This window comes from Paenarthrobacter sp. NPDC092416, from assembly GCF_044755025.1.
GTDB lineage: Bacteria > Actinomycetota > Actinomycetes > Actinomycetales > Micrococcaceae > Arthrobacter.
In genome coordinates, this window is sequence record NZ_JBIVQG010000005.1 from 132,113 (window position 1) to 151,034 (window position 18,922).

Below are 18,922 nucleotides of genomic sequence, written 5' to 3' on the forward strand. Positions count from 1 at the left end.
CACTGTCACTGCCGGTGGCGTCCCGGAGAAGGCCATAACTGTAAGGGCTTACAAAGCCGGCAATGTTACCTACGGAATTAATCAATGCGATTCCGCTCGCGGCTGCTGCGCCGGTCAGATAATGTAGTAGGTGCCTGGTACGCAGGGGCAATTCTCGTCTACGTCTCCATTTTCGCTTTCGTCGTTACCGGCATAGCTCTTTTGGAGGCACGCACGCTGCCCGCATGGGCAGGAGGACTGCTTGCCATGGGCTCGCTGCTTCTGCTTGGTTTCAATGCCGAAGATTCAAGGGTCCTATTCCTCACTCCGTTCGCGGTTTCATCCCGGGGCCCCGCAAGATTGTTCCACCTGCTACCGAGACGTGTTCCTGCAAGCCAAGCAGCATCCAGATCCTGCCGCACTTTCATTTGTGGATCCTACTGGGCCCGTGTCCAGCACCTTGATCTGAAGCACATTTGGCTTCCATTCAATATCGACTGAGGCCCTGGTGCCAGTTCCAACATGCTTCGATATGTTGGTCAGGGCCTCCTGAACTGCACGGTAGGCAGTGTGTCCAACACTGGCATCAAGCCTTGCCGGCGTACCGGATTGGCTGACTTCGATGTCGATCCCGGCCGATTGGACGGCTTCGACCAAAGGCCCGATGTCATCAAAAGACGGCAGAGACTTCACCGCGTTCATATGCTGATTTGCCTTCAGCAACCCCAGGAACCGGGACAACTCCTGGGTCGCTTCAGCGCCCACCCTGGCGATGACCTCCAAAGCTTGGCCGGCCCGCTCCGGGTCGGTCTCGATAATGCGGCGTCCTCATGCAGCATGGAGAAGCATGACGGTCACGGCATGGGAAACAATGTCGTGGAGTTCCGCCGCGAGATGGGCCCTTTCCGCCTCCATCGCAGCTTCCAGATTCAACCTCTCCCTCTCCAGGTCAGTAATCCGTTGCGCACTCCGGTTGACAAATCTTCCAAACGACCACGATCCACCAATCCACAACACCGAAGCCAGGACATACCACGAGGCATCCCAAGGACGGCCGGCCGTAAATATGACTGGTGCAAGGATGACGGCTGGAACGCAGAGAAGAGCAGAAACCCACGGCTGACATACAGAGCCCACAGTCACGACGGCGACGAGCACCACAAAAGTGGAATGTACGGGATCGCAAACCCCTGTGTTGGATTGAAGACCATTCCTTCGGGCAGAAACAGGCTCTGGTGAAAAATCGGCGCAAACAGGGCTTGGTGCGCGAGCAGGGCAACCAGAACCAGCTTGGGAAAACGGCGCCTCCAAAGGGAGCAGCACAAACGCGACAGACAAGTAGGCAACTGCCTGCCAACTCTCACCACCCAAAACTGTGACGAGGCTGGGCGTGATGTTGATCAGTTCCAGTACTATGGCGACGGCCGTAATGATCCAGTCAATCTTCGTTAGGCGGAAGTACGCCAGGATTTGCTGCGGACGTTCACCCACGCCAACATCCTGGCGAATCTCATTTTTCATGTGGATAGCACCTCCAACGCCAGTGCATAACCCACCGTCCATGCGCAAAGTATCGCGCAGACCGGCGCCGCTGTCAGCACTTTGGAGCCTGCGGGTCAGAGTGCGAATGAGAGGAACTTCCAATCTTTCTGGCCGCGCTCTACTCTGGACCTCAAGCCTCAGATTCTGGCCTGCTGCAGCGCTACATTCACGGCGACCGTCGCGAAACGAGGCACGCTTGGCACCCGTACATGGGATGCGGCCCCACAAGAGCACGGCGTATTCAGGCCTCCAACAGGCCATTTCCGCTCCAAATGGACTGAATCCACTTTTAGACCAGCGCCCGTGCCACGTCGTAGGCAGCCGCTTTGGCAAGGTTGTGGCGCGCCCGACCGTACCTGCGCGTAGTCCGCGGATCCGCATGTCCCATGCTGTCCTGGAGAGCATGGAGTGTCGCCTCGGCATCCAAAGCAATGGTTGCAAACGCATGCCGGAGGCTGTGCGGCTGATCCGGCCTTCGATGCCTGCCTCGTGGGCCAGCCGTCGCACCACACCATATGCTTCGGACCTGTTCCGGAGACGACCAGTGCCTGTGGCGAACACAGGCGTTCCCTGCTGTACCATGCGGATCACGTCTGCACCATTGCCCTGCGTGTGAGTCAGTGGTGACGATGGCGTGTTCGCTGGGCTGTGGCATGGGATTCCTTCGGCTCGGTGTTCCCGGCCGTGGACCGCCCACGCAACATTGCGGCGCACGTCACAATCGGACCAACGTGGGCTGTAGAATTCGCTGGTTGAAGCGATAGTCGCGCATTGGATTTTGGGGGTTGAGCCGTTGGCTGCTCGGGGTTTGTCTACGTTATTTTCACGCTCAGCAGGGAAACGGATTTCGGCAGGAGTGTTGGCCAGCGCCATGACCGTAGTTCTCCTGATAGGCATGCCCGCCACGGCTGCCCGAGCAGATGTTGAAGTCACACAAGTGCCCGTGGGGTCCAACCCGGGTGGCATGGCCATCAATCAAGTGACAAACAAAATCTACGTCCCCAATGAGGGACACGGGACCGTCACTGTGATCGATGGTGCTACCAACCAGGCCCAGACCGTCACGGTCGGCGGCTGGCCAGGAATCGCTGTGGTCAACTCAAGGACCAACAAGATCTATGTGGGGCATCGCGGTGGACATGTGGTCTCAGTGATCGACGGGATGACAAACACGGTAGCGTCAATTCCCGTCGGCTCCAGCAGTTGGGGAGTTGCAGTCAATGAAACAACCAACAAAGTCTATGTGCCGTCGGAAGAGGCTCTCAATATCATCGACGGCAAGAACAACGCCGTGACTGTCATTCCACATTCCATTAAGGGCTACGGGTATCGATATCAGATAGTAGTAAACCCTGTAACCAATAAAGCGTACTTTGGCGGCGATGCGGGATTCTTAGCCGAGTTTGATGGTGCAACCAACGCCATCAACCTCATCGAAAAAGTCACGGACATAGATGACTTGGCCCTTAACATCGGGACAAACAAAGTTTATGCCTCCAGCCAATCGATAACGTCGGGAAGCAGACTACTGGTGGTCGACGGCGCTACTCGTGCCGTACACAGCATCCAGACAGGGCGCGCACCCGCGCTCCTAGGAATCAATGAAAAAACCAACACAATTTTTGCTCTTCACCCGAACAGCCAAACGCTGGTTCAGGTTGATGGGGTAACCGAGACACAGAAGAGCTTCCCAGCTAATGACACCGCCAGGGGCATTGCGGTGAATGCGACCACCAACAAGGTGTACGTTGCATCTTCAAGCGGGATCAGCGTCTACACTGCAGCCGCTTTGACGTCCGATCTCGTGAGGACGACGTCGACCAGCTTCCACGAACTGGCCATTAATGAGAAGACCAACAGGATTTACGCGACTAATGGATACACCGCCACCGTCATCGACGGAACCGACAAAGCACCGCAGCTCATCAGTCCGCCGACACCCTCGAAAGGGCGTGTCGGATCGTTCTACACAGGCGGCTTTGGCTTCTCTGGATCCCTCACCCCGAAAATCCAGGTTGTCTCCGGATCGCTCCCCCCGGGCTTGACACTGGTTAACGGCGTACTCAGCGGCGTACCCACAACCGCTGGTGTCTACAGCTTTCGCGTATCAGCTACGAACGGCATCAGCCCCGATGCGATAACCCCGATGGTCACCATCACGATCGCCCCAAAAGACATACGTGCCGACTACAATAGCGACGGCAAGCCTGACGTGCTGGCCCGCGACACCAACGGAAACCTTTGGCTGTACCCCGGAAATGGCAGCGGAGGGTGGCTAAATCGAACCCAGGTTGGCCAAGGCTGGAGTGTAATGACCGAAATCGCGGCGCCTGGTGACTTCACCGGAGATGGCAAGGATGACCTCCTGGCCCGCGACAGCAGCGACACGCTGTGGCTCTATCCAGGAGACGGCCATGGCGGCTGGCTCGCACGAAGTGCAATCGGATGGGGATGGGGCGTCGTGAATACGATGTTCCCCATTGGAGACCTTGACCTTGATGGTAATGCGGACATCATAGGCCGCACCAACTACTACGGCTCCTTGATCCACTACCGGGGTAACGGCAGCGGTGGCTGGGCAGGACAGGTGCAGATAGGTCGCAGCTTCGAATCCCTGAATTACCTCGGAGGAATCGGCGATATCAATGGAAACGGCACGCAGGACCTCATTGGCCGGGACACCATGGGAACGCTCTGGCTCTACTGGGGCGGAAGCGGCGCCCTCGGTAACGGCCCTGCCATCGGCTGGGGCTGGAACGCCATGACAGCCATCGCCACCCCCGGCGACTTCAATGGCGACGGCAACGTCGACCTCCTGGCCCGTGATTCAACAGGAACACTGTGGCTCTACCCCGGCAACGGCAAACTGGGCTGGCTTCCCAGAGTCCAGGTCGGGTCCGGCTGGAACGTCATGAACGCCATCATCTAGAAGCCCAACCTTCCACAAGCAAAATCATAAAGAACGACGGCGAGAAGCTCCCGCCGTCGTTCGTTTACCTTCAAGCCCATAACCTAAGTTCCTTAGAACAGTCTTGGCTCCATGAGCGACACCGAAGCCCAGCCCGTCCGCATCAGTTCCGAGCCCGTCCAACTGCAAGCCCCTGGAACCGATGCTGGAAATGGGTCCAGGCAGCAGTGGGCGACGTCCCAGCACTGCTGACACCGGCCGAGGACATCGTACAGACGCCCCCAAACCCGGCGATGGTAACACAGCCAAGCTCTGGGAACTCCTGGCATGCGTCACGGCCGCGGACGATGCGGACTGGCGGGTGCTTGAACCACGCCTCGATGCCATGCCCGTTTTGGAGCAGACGGACAACCCCACGGAACCGGCCGACGCCTTGGTGGCCGTTGCCCCAAAGTCCCTCTCACGGCTCCCCGCCGTACCCTGGGCTTTTGATGTCTACGTAACGCTTGGGTTGATAGCCTCGTTGGCCCTTAGCACTTGCGCATGGCTGTCGCACCGCCCGCGGCCTACCCAGAACGACGCCAGCGTGAGTTCGGATAGTCCGGTTAGAGCACACCCCAATCTGACGTCAGATCCGGCGAGGTTTAGCGTCAGATTTAGGGCCTGTTGAGCCTTTGTATGACGGCAAACACCCGAGGTCATAGACCTCAACCGGACAGTCCGCCGGACTCGAGACAGCACAGCCCTGTCGCCCCGTCGCTGCAATGCGGCCAGCACCAGGAGAGAGAGACGAAGCGCCGGTACCGCACTATGGATTTCGCCTAGGTAATGTCGCCGCTGATTGCGGGCGGAATGAACACGTGGCGGCAAGAAAGAGAACAGACCGTGGTTAGAAACAAAACAGACTTAAGTGTGCACGCTGTACACACCCCCTTTGGCCCGACAAAGCGACTTCTCGGCGCCGTTACGGGAGGGAAATCTCTCGGCTCAACCCGACGAAACAGAAATCTCCCGAAGTCATGTCGTACCTAATCCCCTGGCCCATGAACATGTGTAGGCCACTCCAGACCTACCGGACAGAACAGAAAGCAGGAACTCGAATGACCCCAGCTCAGAGCAAGCGGAGCGCCCAACCGCCAGGATGCTGACCCCGCTTCCCTACCCAAATTGAACAGGCCGCACCCGGCGGCCAGGCACCAGCCGGGACTCCCCGTCTGAGGGACTTGTCAACGTTTGTCAACAGTTAAAAGCAAAACCCCCTCTGACGAGGGGGTATGCCGTGCCCGAGGTGGGACTCGAACGGGATTCCGGGCCCTGGAAACACTTGGAAGTGGCAGAAACATGCGGAATCCGGGCCAATCCGATGGCTGTACGAGGTAGTTCGAGACGGAAGGTGTGGACATTGTCCACACCTTCTTCTTGCGCATATGCTTGGCCGCAGGACGACGTCCTTGGCCAGGAAAACGCAATGCACAACGCGGCAGGTATTAGTTTGTGTCCGGCAGTACCGCCTGCTCCGAGGAGGACTCCATTATCCGATTTCATCCTTTCAAATGTTCACAGCGGTTCGACCAAGAGGCGACTTGGCGTGGCTGGAACCCGTCAGCCTTGGCCTCGACGAAGTTCTATGCCTTTTCTCTTTCCTCGGCGAGCCACGGCATTCCGCGGCGCCGTAACCCTCCTCCCCGGCCACAAGGTACCTTCTCAAATAGACTGCAAGAGTGAACGACTTCATACCGACCGAATCATCAAGCACTAGTGGGCATAAACCGACAGCCGGTCAATGGGAACGCGCCGTTTCTTATGAATGGCTAACCATCGGTCGAGAAGCCTATGTCGCAAGGCAGCGCTACGCGACCGATTTCACAACGGCTACGGTCAGGTTTTTCAAACAGATGATCACAACCCCTGACGCCGCCAGTGATGTTGTCTCGCAGTTGCGATCAGCACTGGAACGATGCGACGAACTTACCTTTAATGATGATCCTGATGCGTTCGCGTACCTTCTTTGGCACCAGATTGATCGTTACCATCGCGTATCTCAAACTCTGGATCGACTATTCCAGCGTGGCATATTGCCATTAGCGAAGCCCGACAGGCCGCTAAGGGTACTTGAGGTGGGCTCCGGCCCGGCGCCCGCCTCTTACGCCGCAATCGACTATTATGTTGCACTCGCAGACTGGGCAAAATCACGGGGTGAAGTATTTCAAATCTCGTCAAATACAGAAGCACACACCCTTGACAGGGGCAGCGCCTGGCAGCAGATAGTCCACGGCCTATCCGAAGAGCTACTACACATTGAGGACCGTCAATCTGTGAGGGAAGGCGGACCGTTCAGGACGCGCTTCTTCGATATCACGTACCCCGAATTCGCGAACTTTAGTCCCGGTCAGCTCCACGTTAGTGCCCGCGAAAGGATGAAGAGGGAAATTCTCGATGAGGATGAACTCGGGCAATTCCAACTCGACTCCGACTATCAAGATGTAAATCAGTATGCCGCCAAGAGGGTTGCGGCTTCGGCATACGACTTAATCATCGTGGCAAACTTCGTAACCAGCACTTCCATGATGGAGAGCCTCAAGGCTGAACTTGAGAATCTAGCGAACTCGCTCGTGCCTGGCGGAGTACTACTGACCCTCAGCGGCCGCAACCAAAAATACAAAGATCTTTGGAACGAGTATGCTGCTCTGCCCCAGGTTAATCGCCTGGAGCATGTTCTCGATGAAGTGATGCAGGCGCATCAAGACCCAGATGTTCATGGGAGGGTGGCTCGATCCACCGTCAGTCTCTTGACCCACCTCAAAGTACTAGCTGAGCAAGGACTGGATAGCGCGGAGCTGCCCCAAGACATAGCTGAGGCGATGCGCCTTGCGCTCACCGATCCGTCCTCGATAGCGGCCGTGCAAGCTGTTACCTATCCGAGTTTCCAAGTGCACGGTTTCGTAAGACGCGATCGGGCGATCTCCTCTAAGGACCGAAAGAGAATTGCGGGACGAAGAGGATCAGATGCCTATGCGTAGCAGCACTCGACCGTAGCCACGGTCGCAGTTTGCAGTCTTAGGTGGGCATCCTCCGCGAGGACCGAGTACTGCCGGCCGTCAGGTCCTACCCTTGGCCATCCGCTACTACTCCAGCGGGAAAAAGTCAGCAGATCCGTTCCGTCCGAAGCTGCTGTCGGGACGGTACTGCCGTTTCTCTCGGACCCGAGCGGCGGGAGCCCGGGTGCGTTTTAGGACAAAATCGACAAAGCGTTCGGGATCGTCGGACAAGCCACGTAAACGTGGCATGTTTCGGACGGGCCGCCGCACCGTTGAGCCGGAACAGAGCTGGCGACTTGGAACTCTCAGCGCTAGCGACAAAGTGGCGCGTCCAGCATGACTGCCTCAACTCTGAGTGGAGGATGCCGCCCCGTGATGGCAGATGCCTACATGCGGCATGCCGATAACGGCGCATACGTTCGACCCCTCTTCTCCCCCGATTTCAGCCTGACCACAAGGACTTTGGCGTAAGCCACAGCATTGCCTAACACCGCACTGGACTGTGTTCTCCCTAGGACGCCGGGTGTGCGAGCGGAGGGTGCGACGGCAGACTCAAGCGTCTTCCCATCGTGCGCTTTGGTTCCTCTCAGATCGCTCTCCCTTGAAACCGCTAGTCAACGGTCATGGCGCCGGTCCATCAAGGACCCATGGATGACTGACAGTCCCGGGATGCCGGGCCAGTCAACAACAGCAAACAAAAGACACCCGAACCCACAAGGAGATCGTAGACATGAACGCGTTAACCATCAAGGACCCAGCAGATCTCCTCAGCTTTATCGGCCATACCCTCGGCTTCTGGCCCCAGGAAAGCCTGGTCTGCATCACCCTGAACCGCAACAACGTCGGAGCAACTCTGCGCATCGACCTCCCCCGTGAACCAGGCCAAGAACGCCTCTTCGCCCGCACCGTCGCCAGCTACCTAACCAACGACGCCAACGCCTCCAACATCGTCTTCGCCCTCTACACCTCAGCCACAACAGAGCCTGGGCAACCGAAACCGCACACCGCAACCATCGCAGCCCTCACCGGGGTCCTCGCAGAAAACAACATCACTATTCGCGACGGTATCTTCGTCGGGAACGACACCTACTCCCCTTACGACAGCGAACCCGGCCAAAACATCACTCTGCCCCTCAGCACCACCGAGTACAGCCACGTGAACGCCGAGTTCATCTACCGCGGCAGCACCATCGCAGCCACCAACCAGATCACTCTGCCGCGACGAAGTCACCAAGCCGACGACGCAATGGCGGTCAATGAACAACTGACAGCCGTCGGAGCCATGCACCCAGAAGAAGCCCTCGAACACGCCCACCGGCTCTGGACCGATCTACTGGACGCCAAGGAATACCCCGCCGATGAGGACACCCTGACACTGATCGCTTACTTCCAGATCCCCCACATCCGCGACCAACTCATGGCGGACATTCCAGGCATAGACGAACCGCCACAGCATGTCCTCTTCGCACAAACCCAGAGCGCACCGAAATGGTCTCGTATTGAATGGGCCCAACAGCTACTCCTCCATGCCTACACACGGACGAGCCCTGAGAACGCAGCCCCTATCCTCACGACCATTGGCTACATTAATTGGTGGGAAGGCAGAGGCTCCAAAGCACACCAATTCATGCAGCTCGCCCTCGACACAGACCCCGGCTACCGCTTCGCGAGGATTAGCGACCAGATGCTCGGGGCAGGCATCATCGCCGGATGGAACACAAACCGAGTTACCGCTTACAAGACGCAACTGGACATGCCCTAAATCCCAGCGGCCCCTAAGCCAGGCGGCAAACCGGGCGAGAAATCCTCTGCCTGCAACTTCCACCGTCAAACTCAGGGTGGCAGATATCCGACATCTGCTTTTTCGTGGACAAGATGTGGCTAAGTCTGCCGGTTCGGTCAGGCTGCCGTGCATCATAGGCATGCTGGTGCTCATCAAACGTCGTAGGCCCGGACGCGCGTCATCAGATTCCCGGTGTCTGCAACCCGCCCGGGGCTCTTGCCCGGATGGCAGGACGGTGGTTTGCTGAAGGGACGAGAAAGCCCGGAAAGCAACCCTGGCTGCCCTCTGGCGACCACCTTCAGGACGACATCTCCACGCCCGCGAACGCCTCCGGAGGAGTCGCGCGGTCCTTCATTTTGGGGCAGACCATCGCCAGCCAGCAGGTCGGAGGCTTGGCTGGCTCAACCGAGGACCCCACCCGCAACACGAGCAGAAACGTCTAAGGCGGCCAGTACCCACGCCACTGCCCAATCAGATTGGTCACGCCGCCGGGCAGATCGCCACCCGGCGCCAGCGAGCGGACGTTCCCGCGGCTTTACGGAACGTCCGTTATCGGCTGTTAAACAACGGGAGTAGAAGTAGCTGCGACAACTCCCGTTCCTTGACGAAATCGGCATTTCCGCAGGTCAGACCGCCCTTGCGGCGATGGCTGCATTCGGACGCCGGAACGCGAATTTGCTCTTGGATCGCATGCCGCTGTAGGTTTCCTGCATCTAATGCATGTTTCCATGATTTAGGGGTTGCAGTGAGTGGTGCCGTTCCGGGTTTCGTCCCGCGGATGCTGGTGGATCCGGATGTTGGGCTGTTTAGAGCCGACGAGCGGGTTTTCACGGCCATGCTCGATGGCTGGCGGGCACAGATGCTGGCACGAGGGCTCACGACGCAAACCATCAAGCAGCGCTGTCAGCTCCTGGAACGCTTCCAGGAATTTACCGGTGAATTTCCGTGGCAATGGCGGCCGGCAGACGTCGATGATTTCCTGGCCGGACTGCGTTCCGGTGAGAAGCCGATCAGCCTGAAGACACTGCGCTCGTACAGCAATGCCGTGGCGATGTTTTGTTCCTATTTGACTCATCCTGGCTATGGATGGGGTGAGTTCTGCGAACGCACTTTCGGCGATATTCCAAGCCAGATTTGCTTTGAATGGAACACGCCCAGGCACACGACCGATGACGCCGTCCCGGCACAGCGGCGGGCGTTCACCAAGGCGGAACTGCAACGGCTTTTCGACCATATCGACGATCTCGTCGACCGTGAATATGCCGCGGGGACCAAGCGCTGGCTGCCCCTGTTCCGTGACTCGGTGGCGTTCAAAGTCTGTTATGCCTATGGGCTTCGCCGGCGCGAGATGACCATGCTGGATCTGGAGGACTTCGGCCCGAATCCACACGTGACTGACTATGGCCGCTTCGGTGCCATCCAGGTGCGGTTCGCAAAAGGCACGGCAGGTTCCGGGCCCAGGCGGCGCACCGTTCTGACCGTGCCGGAATTCGACTGGGTCGTCGATCAGCTGAGGACGTGGACATCCGGAGGGATGCGGGCGATGTTCCCCACAGCGGATCGGTCATCGGCGATGTGGCCAAGCGAACGGGCGCCCGCATGTCGCTTGGTTCGTTCGGTGATGCCTTCGCGGCTGCACGGGACGCCGTTGGATTGCCCAAGGAACTGGGGCTGCACTGCCTCAGGCATTCCTACGTGACCCATTTGATTGAAGCCGGTTACGACCCGGCATTCGTGCAGACCCAAGTCGGTCACTCGTACGCCTCCACCACGGGCCTCTACACCTCGGTATCGTCGGACTTCAAGCAGAAAACCGTGCAGCAGATGATCGCACGCCGCATCACGACCCTGGAGGAACCAGATGCCTGAACAGCGCCGGATCGGCTACCGCTGGAACTTACGTGCCCTCATGGCCAAACGCAACCTATGGAAGACCACCGAGTTGATGCCCCTTCTGAGATCCCGCGGAATCAACCTCTCCGAGAGCCAGGTCTACCGGCTGGTCACGGCAACGCCGGAACGCATCCCTGCCAGGACGTTCGCAGCACTCTGCGACATCCTGGACTGCACCCCCAACGACCTCTTCGAACCATTCGTTGAAATGCGCGCCGCGGCGACAGCCCACGCACCGCAGCGCAGCGAAGACCTCGGAATCCAACCAGGCAACCCGATCGCCAAGCGCATCCGCCTCGTCACACCCGAGGACGGTGAGTAGGCCACGCAAAGCAGAGGACCCCATCCGCTGGCCGGTCCCCTGCAACCGCTGCGGCCAGCACCACCAAACCGTCGCACGATGGCCCGACGGCGGAGTCTGCGGCTACTGCTACCAACAAGCCAAACGCACCCGCGGAACCTGCGCCTGCGGACACGAAGGAGTCCTGCCCGGCCTCATCGATAACCAACCCGCGTGCCGTCGATGCTCAGGCATCCGACTCAACATTGACTGCCGGACCTGCGGATCCGAGGACGAACTTCACAGCGGCGGGCGCTGCTGGACCTGCGTCCTCGGCCACGTCGTAGATGACCTGCTCACCGACCCTGCCACGGGATCCATCGCCAACGATCTGGTCCCGCTGGCGGCCGCGCTGAAGTCGATGAAACGGGCCAACAGCGGCCTGACCTGGATCCGTCAAAAGCACGTCACCGCGTTCCTCCGCAACCTCGCGGTCGCACCAAAAATCACCCACGAAACCTTCGACGAACTGCCTGACTCACGCACCCGCGAATACGTCCGCGGACTCCTCACAGAACACGGGGTCCTCCCCCAACGCGACGAACTCCGGATCCGCTACAACAACTGGGCGGCAGAAGCCCTCGACCGCGTGAGGGATCCTCAGAACCTTGACGTGATCCGCCGCTACATCCGTTGGCACCACCAACGACGGATGAACCACATGGACGAAGTCACTCGCGGCACCTTCCTGCGCGCTAAACAGGAAGTCACCGTCGCCGTCGACCTCCTCAACTGGCTCACCGGACATGGCATCAAACTGCCCGAGCTGCAGCAATCCCACCTTGACATATGGCAAGCAGAAGGGTCCACAACCCGGCGCATTGCCGAGCGCTTCCTCAAATGGGCCATCAAGGCCAAGGCCGCCCCATCCGGGCTCACCATCGTTCCGCACCGTCGCGGCACCAGCCCAAGACTGGCCAAGCCCGGACAGAACGAAGCTCTCAAACAAGTCATCCACGGAGACGGACTAGAGACACGCGACCGGGCCGCGGCGATCCTCATCCTCGTCTTCGGCCAACAGGCCGAAAACATCGCACGGCTAACCTGGGACGACCTGACCATCACCGAAGAGTTGGTCACCATCCAGCTCGGGACAATCCGGATCGCCCTGCCGGATCCGCTGGATAAGCCTTGGCGCGAGCTCGCCGCGAACCCAGGCCACGACCTGACCGCCTCACATCCTAATACCAAGTGGGTATTCCGCGGGGCCTCTCCCGGGCGTCACATCCACCCCGGACACCTCACAACGCGGCTCAGCAAGCTGTTCAGCACCCGGGCGGCCCGACTCGGAACCCTCCACGAACTCACCAAACTCGCACCCGTGGCCGTCATCGCCGAAACCCTCGGCTACTCCCCACCACCATCGAACGCCATGCAGTAGATTCTTCCGCTGCTTACGCCCAGTACATGGCAGCCGTCCGCAGCGCCCCTACAGGCAGATAAGAACGATCAATTCAGAGACACGGGTCATGCATTCACCACATGGTCCGCTGCAAATGAAGCTCCACGAAACACTACCCTTGTGACATGGCCTACGAATTCAACGCTTTCCTGAGTCGACTCGTGGGCTTACGCATGTTTTCGGTGCAATTCGTCCTTGACTACGTCCAGCTACGGTTTGACGGTGCCGGCTCGCCAGATGACCCCGTGCTCACTTGTAATGTGCTGCCGACCGTCGTAACCGGCGAGCGTCAAATCACGGCGGCGGAACCAGGCTGGGCCGAGGCGCTTCTCGCGCTCATCGGCCAGGATGTGTCAGCTACGCACGAAGCGACTGGCGTCGGTCTCAAGCTTGACTTCTTGACCGGATCGGTCCGTCTCCACCCCACCAGCGACGAACTCGTCGGGCCGGAGATCGCCATGCTTGGCGGCTTCGAGGACCGACAATGGATGGTCTGGCGCCCCGGCGAAGAAGCTTTCGAATACCTCTAGTCAGACGGTTCGACCTCCTGGTGGCATGAAGCCATGAAAGGGGTGGCAATCGGACATCAGGGGACGCTGATCTTCGGAGTTATAGGGGAGCATCGCGGCCCAAAGGCAACAATCGACAGCCGGCGCTCCTCTCCTTTTTCGAGGAGCCCGCACTGAACTGGCGCGGCTGGGACGGGGGCAAGACCTTCGACTCCTAGAGGGAGATTTTCAACTGTCCGCGAAGCACGACGGACACATCCGGATCTCCTTCGAGCTCGCGCAGTTCGAAAAACCAACCACATGGGCGGCCCAGGGGGAACTCACCCTTAGATCCCGGTGACGAACTGACTGCAGCGGTCGAGGCACTCCGGGACTTGCTGGCCACCCGAAAATCGTGAGCCTCTGAGAGTACTCTCCACTCCTGGCACAGATGCTCATCACCTTCTCGGGCGGGCCGGCTACTCCCGGCCCATGAATACCCGCGCATGCCAGTTCGAAAACAGTCAGGGGAGTGCCCCGCGCGTAGCCCTTTTCGAAGGTCCGGCAGCTCCCCATTTTCACGGAACCACGCCTTGGACAAAGGACTCAATAGCGCTGATCTGCGCGACACCTGCTGGTGACAGAGGGCGTTTGGATGGCGACGCTCCTTCCAGTTCTAAACGGACTTGGTCAAGGGGCTGAGCGTTTGGATGTTGTTGACATTTGAAGTCCCTGGTCTTGTCGCTTCTGATGCTCGGTCATATCCTGTGGACAACGCCGGCCATGACCTTTCGTCACAACTTCCACACCCTCCGCCGTTCACCGATCGATCAAGTCGTCAGGGGCCGATTTATCTGTTACTAGCGCATCAAAATCCGATATCTCGCAGACGGCAGCCGTTGCAGACCCCGATAATTTCGAGGCTTCCGCCACCAGTACAGAACGGCGGGAAGCGCCCATCATTGCGCGTTTGATCGCTGCATCCGGGGTGTCATGAGCGGTAATGCCGTCCCCCGGCAGGGCTCCACAAAGCGAGATGATCGCTGTGTCAAATCGGAAAAACCGCCAACGATGCTTCTGCAAGCGGCCCCGAGAATGGACCCTTCTTCGGGCTGAACGGCGCCGCCGGGAGTAACGAGATGGATGCCCGGTTGACCCAAAAGTTCCAACGCCGCCTGCACCGAAAAAGGCATGAGGGTCAGTCGGCGTTGCACCAATGCCCGGGCAACGCGGATGCACGTCGTGCCGCTGCCCAAAGCAACGGTCTCGCCGTCAAGTATCAGACCTGCCGCAGCGGCTGCGATGCGGTCTTCGATAACGCTGAAATCAATTTCGCGGAAAGAAGCGGGAAGCCTCTCCCTCTGCATCCTCATGCTGACGGCGCCCCCGCGAACTCGTCGCAGCGCCCCGACCTCCGCCAAATGTACGAGATCACGGCGAATTGTCACTTCAGAAATCCCCAATTCCTCCGAGATCTCGCTGACCTGAACACTTCCACCGGTGCGGAGCCGTTCAAGTATGTGGTCATGCCTCATGGCTTGCTTCATGATCAAAAGATACCGCCGCGATGACCAATCACAATCAGGAAAATGCACTTTGGACAACGCATCCGGCCCTTCTCGGTGGTACGCCCGAGTCCAGGTTTCGAGAAGTCTGGGCGATGTGGGGGAGCAGTTCACCACGGGTGCGCCTTTGTTGCGCCAGGCAAACGACACCCTCTTCGAGGAGTCGTCAGTTCGCAAGGTGACCAGCGCCATGGTTCCGCGGCTTCGTTGGTTTGCAACTTAGCTCGCCCGCAAGTGGGATGCACTTATACAAGGACATATACAACCATCGGCACCGACACTGCCACACAGCGCTCATTCTTCGACATTGATGCGTCTCCCCGACAAAGCCGCCTCGCTGATGGCAATCGCAAGAGAAAGTGCCCTAACGCCTCCGGCGCCGTCGACGACTGGCAGTCCCCCGCCGGCGACTGCGAGCGTAAAACGATCGAGTGTGTATTCGTACGCACTTCGGCGGTCTGCCACGTCGATAGTGGTCTCACCTTTCTCGTCGATAAGTATCACCTCACCGATTGGGTCGGCGTTCATGATTCTCGGGGCCCGGATGCTGCCCAAGGTCCCGTGCACTTCTAAGAGGCTCTCCGCAAATGGAGTTGAGTAACTGTCGTGAAAATGGGCCACTACGTCGCCTTCGTAGCGGGCAACGGCCACGGACGTATCGGCTGTCAGCGAGAGCCTATTCCCTTGATTCACGGTGATTGCGGATGTTTCAAGCGCGACGCGTCCGAGAATCGCATTGACGGCGGACGCGTCGTGAGTTGCGATGTCAAGAACGACTCCGGCGCCAGGGCCTGCGCCGAGACGCCAGCCAGCCAGTCGCTCAGGAAGCAAACCCGTATGTCGTACCGCCACCGAAAGAGGACGCCCAACTGCTCCGTTAGAAACGAGCTCACGGATCCTTCGATGCGTGCCCATGGCCGGTAGGTGGTGATTGACGGCCAGTACTACCCCAGCGGCTTGGCAGGCAGCAACCATGGTCTTGGCATCCGAAACGGTGACAGCTAGAGGTTTCTCACACAGAACATGCTTGCCTGCCTGGGCCGCAGCGAGGACCTGGTCCAGGTGGCGGTCGTTGGTGCTAGAGATGTAGACAGCATCAATGTCATTGCGAGAAACAAGATCGTCCACGCTGGCGGCTACGTGGTTTATGTCGTAGCGCGCGGCGAAGTCATGAGCGTGGTCCAAAGTCCTGCTGGAAAGTGACACGATGCGGTGGCCAAGAGATCGTACAGTGGGGATGATTCGAGTGGCGGCAATATCGCTCGCACCGACAAATCCCCACCGGAGGTTGGGTGTGTCCGACATGGTCGTCGACTCCTTAATCTATATATCGGCGAGCGAGGGCCCCAGCCCCGGGATCGGAGAGCGGACAGCCCGATGGGTGTGAGCACCCCACGCGAGAATCTCCTCGTGTTGGCGGAAAGAACCCGAGATTTTCGATTTTCGAGTGAATGCCCGCGGGGCATACAGGCGCTGCTGCCGCCGCTCAGCAGTAGACCGACCGTCGCGGCGTTGCCGCCGCTCCCGCTCCCCGTAGCGGGTTTCCTCAAATCAAGGGTTGTGGTGTACGAAACGATTTCACCAGTACTGTGAAGACCAGTTGTTACCAACGTGCCGACGGGGCCCAAGGCTAGTAAGACCCGACGCTCTGGCATGCCTTTCGACTGATCCCATGCCGAAGGGTAGAGGGCCTCCCAGGAGCTCCGCTACAGACAGGCGCAATCGTTAGTGGCGGAATGGCAGGAACCTTTCGGGCCAGGGCTTCGCGGGAGCCATCGGCCGGTCGCGGTATTCCTCGTAGTACTCATCTAGTAGCTCTTTGCGGCCCACGTATTCGTACGCAAGATGCAATCCACGCAAACGGCACTTCTCCAGAGTGATTTCCTCGCCAGGCGCGAGCACCAGGGAAGACTTTCCCTCTACAACATGAAGGCCGGAATAGACGAAGGCCCAGCACCGGAGGCCGGTGTCTGTCTCTCTGGACACGAATACCAATGTGTTTTTTCCACGGGTGGCATCGATTGGCCCTTCCAACGGGATCTCATCCGCTTCTTTCGCAATGAATTCAACAATTTCAGGGTTTGCAAGGCTCGGGTGAGTGGGATATCCAAGTTCAAATGCGGAGTAACTGCGGTCGAGAATGGTGGCATGCATGTAGCCAACCCCAAAGTCCTCCGTGCAGAGGCTCTCCCAGTGTCCGAGATGCTTGCCGGGAAATTCGATCATGAAGCCCACATGGTCAGCAAGCACAAGCCTGGTCCGAAAGTCGAACATCTCCTTCGACACACCCGGAACGTCGGCGACCAGACACGTGTATCCACCACCGTTGGGTAGCAGACAATAGCCCATTTCGGGTTCCGGGCCACCCGGAAGCAAGTATTCCCACAGGTCCTCCGGCATGACCGCCTTGGAGGGGTCGATCATCTCCCCCGGCTGGAAAGCCAACTCGATCTCGGGAGTAACATCGCCGATATCTCTCTTGTAGATGCCACTGAAGGGCGATTCTTTTTGTTCCTCAGTCAATTCCGGAAGTTCGTTTGCTTTGAGCTTTGCGTGCAGTTCCAATGTAATAGTTCCCTTTTTAAGTTCAGATATGCGGACATTCAGTTCAGTGTGCAGCGGCGTCTTGTTATCCGGCAGATTCCGGGTCCGTCAGTAGCTTCGCCCTTGCCCCGGGCATCGCGGGACCGACAGGATGAAGCCTGCTCTCCGTGGACTAACGATGGCTCTCAGAGGCCGAGGGTCGATAGTCAGGTGAGGGCACACTTTCGTGGGCGAAGCCCACCAGGCATGGCAGTAAGAGAAGGAGGACGGGGCGACCGACGGAGCCCGCTCGCGCCGGACCGGCTAGCTCACGACATGGCCAATTCGTTCTCGGCGAGCACGTCACTGATCTGCACGACTTCCCCGCGCTCCGCGGAGCGCAATGCAGCGATGGCGACCGCAAGCGACTGGACACCATCCGCGCCGGTGACAGCGGGACGACCGTTGCCGCGGACGGCCTCATTGAACTGGTGGACCGCCTCGGTATAGTGCTCACGCTCAGGCCCGACCTGGACTCTCTGGAGGTCCAGACCGCCGCGTCGGAGCCAGATTTCACCTCCGAGCTTGTCTGCGAGCAGGTCCCGGGCGAGGATCGTTCCCTCCGATCCCATTACCTCTATAGCGCCGATCGACCCCGGAGTGCAGAAGCTCACCGTAGACGAGGCGATGGTGCCTTTTCGAAATCGCAGAGTCGTCATTGCGTAGTCCTCCAGCTTGCCTTTCAGAAATCCGCTGTTGCCGGTCACCGCTGTGACCTCTTCGACCTCGTCGTCTAGGAGATAGCGCAAAAGGTCGGCATCGTGCACGCCGATGTCGAGGACGACACCGCCGCCGGCCTCGGCGCTCGTCAGTCGCCAGGTTTGTTGCTCTTCGCTCAGCCACCCCGTGCTTGTCGCCCGCGCCATGATGGGTCTGCCGATGACACCATCTGCGATTAGACGGCGCACGACCTGGATCGTGGACTTCAGGCGCCGGTAGTGGTTGGTTCCTAGCACCACTCCCGCTTCCTTGCACGCCGCCACAATGTCTAGTCCGTCCTGGACGTTGGTCGACAGAGGCTTCTCACATAGGACGTGCTTGCCTGCCGCGGCCGCTGCGAGGGTCTGCGGCTTGTGTAGTTCATTGGTGGAGCTGACGAACACTGCTGCGACTTCAGGGTCGTTCAGCATGTCCTCGAGCGAGCTGTATGCCCTGGGGATGTTGAACTCCGCGGCGAACTGCTCCGCCCTCGCCTGCGACGAACTGAGCACTGCGGTTGCACGGCTGTTCGGTGCCTCGTTGATCGCGCGCACCATATGGGTGCGGGTCATCCATCCGGTACCGATGATGCCCCAACCCAGGGTTTTCGATTCGTTTGCCGCTTCTGCCATTTGTTTTTCCGCTTCCCTTTTTATAGCCACTCTTTTGTTTTACGACCCCGTATTGTCACGGGGAACGGGT

Annotated in this window: 15 protein-coding genes; 8 read left to right on the forward strand and 7 right to left on the reverse strand. The window is 59.0% G+C overall.

Translation table 11 applies throughout. The features are described from left to right. Positions 1-807 precede the first annotated feature (807 nt). Positions 808-1,500 (reverse strand): hypothetical protein, encoded by a 693-nt coding sequence (locus ACIQC5_RS11730; RefSeq protein WP_400282038.1) that lies wholly within the window; start codon positions 1,498-1,500, stop codon positions 808-810. A gap of 310 nt (positions 1,501-1,810) precedes the next feature. Further along, positions 1,811-2,176, reverse strand: coding sequence for a tyrosine-type recombinase/integrase (locus ACIQC5_RS11735; RefSeq protein ID WP_400282041.1), 366 nt, complete (start codon positions 2,174-2,176; stop codon positions 1,811-1,813). A 309-nt stretch (positions 2,177-2,485) separates the two neighbouring features. Here ACIQC5_RS11735 and ACIQC5_RS11740 point away from each other — a divergent pair, with 309 nt between their 5' ends. The 8 genes from ACIQC5_RS11740 to ACIQC5_RS11775 all read left to right on the forward strand — a co-directional run bounded on the left by ACIQC5_RS11740 (position 2,486) and on the right by ACIQC5_RS11775 (position 13,415). Then, positions 2,486-4,450, forward strand: coding sequence for an FG-GAP-like repeat-containing protein (locus tag ACIQC5_RS11740; protein WP_400282044.1), 1,965 nt, complete (start codon positions 2,486-2,488; stop codon positions 4,448-4,450). 1,700 nt (positions 4,451-6,150) lie between these two features. Continuing rightward, positions 6,151-7,449, forward strand: a complete 1,299-nt coding sequence (locus ACIQC5_RS11745; RefSeq protein ID WP_400282047.1) for a hypothetical protein — start codon at positions 6,151-6,153, stop codon at positions 7,447-7,449. A 748-nt stretch (positions 7,450-8,197) separates the two neighbouring features. Beyond that, complete coding sequence (locus tag ACIQC5_RS11750; protein ID WP_400282050.1) at positions 8,198-9,229, forward strand: DUF4192 domain-containing protein; 1,032 nt, start codon at positions 8,198-8,200, stop codon at positions 9,227-9,229. Positions 9,230-10,028: 799 nt separating this feature from the next. Next, a complete protein-coding gene (locus tag ACIQC5_RS11755) occupies positions 10,029-10,949 on the forward strand; it encodes a hypothetical protein (protein WP_400282441.1) in 921 nt (306 codons plus the stop codon). Beyond that, positions 10,850-11,119: a tyrosine-type recombinase/integrase gene (locus ACIQC5_RS11760; protein WP_400282419.1), complete on the forward strand. Its 270-nt coding sequence runs from the start codon at positions 10,850-10,852 to the stop codon at positions 11,117-11,119. The genes ACIQC5_RS11755 and ACIQC5_RS11760 overlap by 100 nt, the downstream gene beginning before the upstream one ends. After that, positions 11,112-11,465: a helix-turn-helix domain-containing protein gene (locus tag ACIQC5_RS11765; RefSeq protein WP_400282053.1), complete on the forward strand. Its 354-nt coding sequence runs from the start codon at positions 11,112-11,114 to the stop codon at positions 11,463-11,465. Before ACIQC5_RS11760 ends, ACIQC5_RS11765 begins: the two co-directional genes overlap by 8 nt. Beyond that, a complete protein-coding gene (locus ACIQC5_RS11770) occupies positions 11,458-12,864 on the forward strand; it encodes a Fis family transcriptional regulator (protein ID WP_400282056.1) in 1,407 nt (468 codons plus the stop codon). The genes ACIQC5_RS11765 and ACIQC5_RS11770 overlap by 8 nt, the downstream gene beginning before the upstream one ends. Positions 12,865-13,010: 146 nt before the next feature. Then, positions 13,011-13,415, forward strand: coding sequence for a hypothetical protein (locus tag ACIQC5_RS11775; protein ID WP_400282059.1), 405 nt, complete (start codon positions 13,011-13,013; stop codon positions 13,413-13,415). 777 nt (positions 13,416-14,192) lie between these two features. Here the strand turns inward: ACIQC5_RS11775 and ACIQC5_RS11780 are convergent. From ACIQC5_RS11780 to ACIQC5_RS11800, 5 genes are all read right to left on the reverse strand, one after another. After that, positions 14,193-14,414 (reverse strand): hypothetical protein, encoded by a 222-nt coding sequence (locus ACIQC5_RS11780; protein WP_400282421.1) that lies wholly within the window; start codon positions 14,412-14,414, stop codon positions 14,193-14,195. Next, on the reverse strand, positions 14,333-15,130 hold the full coding sequence (locus tag ACIQC5_RS11785; RefSeq protein WP_400282062.1) for a DeoR/GlpR family DNA-binding transcription regulator: 798 nt from the start codon (positions 15,128-15,130) through the stop codon (positions 14,333-14,335). Before ACIQC5_RS11785 ends, ACIQC5_RS11780 begins: the two co-directional genes overlap by 82 nt. 102 nt (positions 15,131-15,232) lie before the next feature. Further along, positions 15,233-16,243, reverse strand: coding sequence for a Gfo/Idh/MocA family protein (locus ACIQC5_RS11790; protein WP_400282065.1), 1,011 nt, complete (start codon positions 16,241-16,243; stop codon positions 15,233-15,235). 420 nt (positions 16,244-16,663) lie between these two features. Further along, positions 16,664-17,503: a DAPG hydrolase family protein gene (locus ACIQC5_RS11795; RefSeq protein ID WP_400282069.1), complete on the reverse strand. Its 840-nt coding sequence runs from the start codon at positions 17,501-17,503 to the stop codon at positions 16,664-16,666. Positions 17,504-17,790: 287 nt separating this feature from the next. Then, positions 17,791-18,852 carry a Gfo/Idh/MocA family protein gene (locus tag ACIQC5_RS11800; RefSeq protein ID WP_400282072.1) on the reverse strand — a complete coding sequence of 354 codons (1,062 nt, stop codon included), beginning with the start codon at positions 18,850-18,852 and terminating at the stop codon, positions 17,791-17,793. Between the last annotated feature and the right edge of the window lie 70 nt (positions 18,853-18,922).

What these genes read in the sequence shown, in the direction of transcription:
- ACIQC5_RS11730 (WP_400282038.1), bottom strand. Translation starts at nt 1,500, where the DNA reads ATGAAAAATGAGATTCGCCAGGATGTTGGCGTGGGTGAACGTCCGCAG.
- ACIQC5_RS11735 (WP_400282041.1), bottom strand. Translation starts at nt 2,176, where the DNA reads ATGCCACAGCCCAGCGAACACGCCATCGTCACCACTGACTCACACGCA.
- ACIQC5_RS11740 (WP_400282044.1), top strand. Translation starts at nt 2,486, where the DNA reads ATGGCCATCAATCAAGTGACAAACAAAATCTACGTCCCCAATGAGGGA.
- ACIQC5_RS11750 (WP_400282050.1), top strand. Translation starts at nt 8,198, where the DNA reads ATGAACGCGTTAACCATCAAGGACCCAGCAGATCTCCTCAGCTTTATC.
- ACIQC5_RS11755 (WP_400282441.1), top strand. Translation starts at nt 10,029, where the DNA reads ATGCTGGTGGATCCGGATGTTGGGCTGTTTAGAGCCGACGAGCGGGTT.
- ACIQC5_RS11760 (WP_400282419.1), top strand. Translation starts at nt 10,850, where the DNA reads ATGTCGCTTGGTTCGTTCGGTGATGCCTTCGCGGCTGCACGGGACGCC.
- ACIQC5_RS11765 (WP_400282053.1), top strand. Translation starts at nt 11,112, where the DNA reads ATGCCTGAACAGCGCCGGATCGGCTACCGCTGGAACTTACGTGCCCTC.
- ACIQC5_RS11775 (WP_400282059.1), top strand. Translation starts at nt 13,011, where the DNA reads ATGGCCTACGAATTCAACGCTTTCCTGAGTCGACTCGTGGGCTTACGC.
- ACIQC5_RS11785 (WP_400282062.1), bottom strand. Translation starts at nt 15,130, where the DNA reads ATGGCGCTGGTCACCTTGCGAACTGACGACTCCTCGAAGAGGGTGTCG.
- ACIQC5_RS11790 (WP_400282065.1), bottom strand. Translation starts at nt 16,243, where the DNA reads ATGTCGGACACACCCAACCTCCGGTGGGGATTTGTCGGTGCGAGCGAT.
- ACIQC5_RS11800 (WP_400282072.1), bottom strand. Translation starts at nt 18,852, where the DNA reads ATGGCAGAAGCGGCAAACGAATCGAAAACCCTGGGTTGGGGCATCATC.